Genomic DNA, 3,110 nt, shown 5'->3' on the forward strand with positions numbered 1-3,110 from the left:
AGAAAGAACATTCGACAACAATAAATTCATAAAATAGACAGCAAAATTTTACATATCGAACTCTTATCAGAGAAGCTTAAATCCCCATAGACACAAGATTTTTTACAGCCTCGGACAAACAGGTTTATTTCAATTTAAGAAAGATATTTCGACAACGGCTCATGTTTCAGAATGTATACTTTTTATTAGAATTTCATTTTAATTCCAGAATACCTATACAAATTCTGATAAGAGAGTCTCACGCCCTCCGCCTTCTATCCTTTACCTTACACTACCGCCACCGCTGTACTCACAAATGTTGCCGCAATCGCAGGCGTGATAATCCCTGCCGGATTCACACTGCCATACTGCTGCCGGTAAGCTGGTGTCAAGTTAAGACTTAAAAATATTTCAAATTTTGACTATATATCAAAATGCTGGTTTAAAGCCTCAAGATATTCCTGATTCATGTTGTCATAGGGGCATGCAATGAAGACAGTTTTTCCAAGAATCTTACTCTTCCTTATATGTATATCCATCTGGGATAAAAGATCCATTCCTATCAGAATATTACCTGTCCTGTCATAACTGACTTTCACATGATCTTTATTAATACAAACTCCACCAAAGTCAATCTCAAAATTTCCATGCTGAAAAGTAATAGATTTCAAGTCCATATATTTCCCAGCCTTAAATTTCTCTTTGTCCGCATCTCTTTTTTCCTTTGAGTCATTCACACCAAATGAAATTTCTTTTCTAATTCTGTTATCTGCACAATCTCTCTGCTTCATTTGCTGTGCCTTAGCCTTTGATATACCAAACCTTAGAATTGGTATGGAGGTATAAGGACATCCTGTATCTATCTTAACATTCATATCCTCTATCTGCATAAGTTCCATGCTTTTTATTGCCATATTCACATCAGCTCTTATTTCATTCCGCTGATTCACTTCAAGCAGGATATATTTATTCTTCATAGTAAATATCCCCCTCTAATTCCATACTGTCATTGTATACCGGACATACCACATTGCCTTGTGTGAACAACTTATCCGACTCTGCGTTGGTTTCCTTACCTATGAACCTTACTGTATATACATCCGAATTACTGTTTTTTACTAGCATAATCCATGTATCGTATATGTTACTCAACTGATCTTTGTCTATTATTTCCATACCAATATATAAGTCTTCTAATGTAAATTTATTATTAACTAGTGCCATAACATTACCTTCTTAATTTTTCTTGCAACATAACTATATATCATGCAAATTACAAATGAAAATTCTATTACTTTTTGTAAAAAACATATCATTTTTATTCCATCTATCATTCATAATTATCGTTTACTTTTTTCTTCGAACAAAATTTACATTATTCAGGTCCTATACAACCGGGCAAGCCAGAAATTGAGCATTCCACTCTTTGAATCTTGCTACGTTGGGTATAGCTAATTAAATTTCTACATGAATCTTCTTTGGTTAACAATTCCTTTGTATTTTTAGGAAGATAATATTCACAAGCCATATCTAAAATAGTACATCGTGTTTTTTGGCAAAGACATAATCCTTTTCCAAAATAAAAACATTTTTTCCACTCGTTATTACTACAGGCTGCTTATCTTTTATATTCAACGTTTCTGTTATTTGAGCCTCTAACAGTTTCTTTTCTGCTTTTTCATCATGTAGTGTGATCCTTAGGATACCGTTTTGTTGTACAGTATCATTGGTTGAAGATTCCACTCGAAGTATAGTTTCTTTCGGTATATTAGCACTTTCTTTTTCTTCTTCAATTGTCTCAACCACTTTAAATAAATCTCTAATTCGTTATTTAAGAAAAATATCTCCTGATTTTTATAATAAAATCCGGAGTCCACCTATCATTCCATTTACATTTAATATAATTATAACCCGTTGAATATAGATTAATACCATCGTTTATCTTGTTTACCCATATATATGACTCATATAATAGGGTTAATTCATATCCATTACCATTAAATATGTATTGACTATTAATATCTTCTAAATCATCCTCTGGATCATATACGATTCTATTCGCTTCTCGAAAAACATTTCCGCATAAGGAAATTGCGCTCTGTATTTTTATTAAAAAAAATATTCAAATATACGACTCAACGTTTTTAATTTAAATAGATAATTTAAATGATCAAAAGTATAATCCCCAAATTCGAACCATTTTACCATACGTTCATAGCACAATCGATAATGATATATTTGCTTAAAAGTATTAGTAAATTGAGGAATCTTATAAACTGACTCTACAGGGCATGCAAACATCTTACCGTATCTGTAATATATTTCCTATAAGACGGATTTCTTTTCAGAGAATCTTTGGATTATACCTTTATAGTAGATATACACACATCTACCTGTAAGCTCATGAGTATTTGGCAATTGTGCAACTATTGATTCTGGTATATCTGCTAATTCAACTATTTGGTTATTAAAACCAAGAATTTGGTTTTCAAGATAATCTATAACATTCTTCAAGAATCCAAGTACCATCCTGTTTTCATAAACATCATAACAGTACTGTGATAAATATGTCTTAACTTTAGATCTCTTATAAAGACTTCCTGCTTTTTAACAACTACTACATTAAAATATCAGATTGAGAATCTCTTTACTTCCTCCTGCGTAAGCTCAACCAACTTTTTCCCACATTGTTTTACATATCTTGAAAGTTCAAGTAAATTTACATGACAAGATGGTGCATTAGCATATGGATTAGGTCAGTTTACAAGGGACTACACAAGGTAACGGTCTGACGGGCGCTGATATGCCCGTCAGATTTTCCATGTGATGTTCAAGCTGTCGCTTGTGGCGGCAACGGTGGTAATCATCAAATCCACCACCCGCCGCTTGTCTTCAAAGGATACGCTGTCCCATGTGTCAAGGTAGCCGGAAATATGGCTGACCTGTTCCGGGCTGATAGCTTCCACGGTCAACTCCGCTATCTGATTTTGTCAAGATTAGTTGACACATTTTCCTCAAGGATTTTGTATCCTATGCTGCTTCTTTCAAGGGAATCATAGTATCGCTGCCGTTTTATCATGGGAGGAAGGCCTCCATTAGAGGAACAGATCCTCCGGTTATTCCAATAGCTG

Annotated in this window: 3 protein-coding genes and 1 pseudogene; all 4 read right to left on the reverse strand. The window is 33.9% G+C overall.

Annotation, left to right across the window (positions count from 1 at the left end):
- Positions 1-401: 401 nt before the first annotated feature.
- The gene (locus tag D5281_RS24430) at positions 402-956 is read right to left on the reverse strand and encodes a hypothetical protein (RefSeq protein ID WP_160562465.1); all 555 of its coding nucleotides are present in this window, start codon (positions 954-956) and stop codon (positions 402-404) included.
- Positions 946-1,203 carry a hypothetical protein gene (locus D5281_RS24435; protein WP_160562466.1) on the reverse strand — a complete coding sequence of 86 codons (258 nt, stop codon included), beginning with the start codon at positions 1,201-1,203 and terminating at the stop codon, positions 946-948. Before D5281_RS24435 ends, D5281_RS24430 begins: the two co-directional genes overlap by 11 nt.
- 306 nt (positions 1,204-1,509) lie before the next feature.
- Positions 1,510-1,785 carry a hypothetical protein gene (locus D5281_RS24440; protein WP_160562467.1) on the reverse strand — a complete coding sequence of 92 codons (276 nt, stop codon included), beginning with the start codon at positions 1,783-1,785 and terminating at the stop codon, positions 1,510-1,512.
- Between the two features lie 1,004 nt (positions 1,786-2,789).
- Positions 2,790-2,963: pseudogene (locus tag D5281_RS24445) on the reverse strand (recombinase family protein); the annotation flags it as partial.
- Between the last annotated feature and the right edge of the window lie 147 nt (positions 2,964-3,110).

The sequence above is a fragment of the Parablautia muri genome (genome assembly GCF_009917485.1).
GTDB classification, from domain to species: domain Bacteria; phylum Bacillota; class Clostridia; order Lachnospirales; family Lachnospiraceae; genus Suilimivivens; species Suilimivivens muri.

Excerpts from the sequence above, each read along its gene's own strand:
- D5281_RS24430 (WP_160562465.1), bottom strand. The coding sequence starts at position 956 with ATGAAGAATAAATATATCCTGCTTGAAGTGAATCAGCGGAATGAAATA.
- D5281_RS24435 (WP_160562466.1), bottom strand. The coding sequence starts at position 1,203 with ATGGCACTAGTTAATAATAAATTTACATTAGAAGACTTATATATTGGT.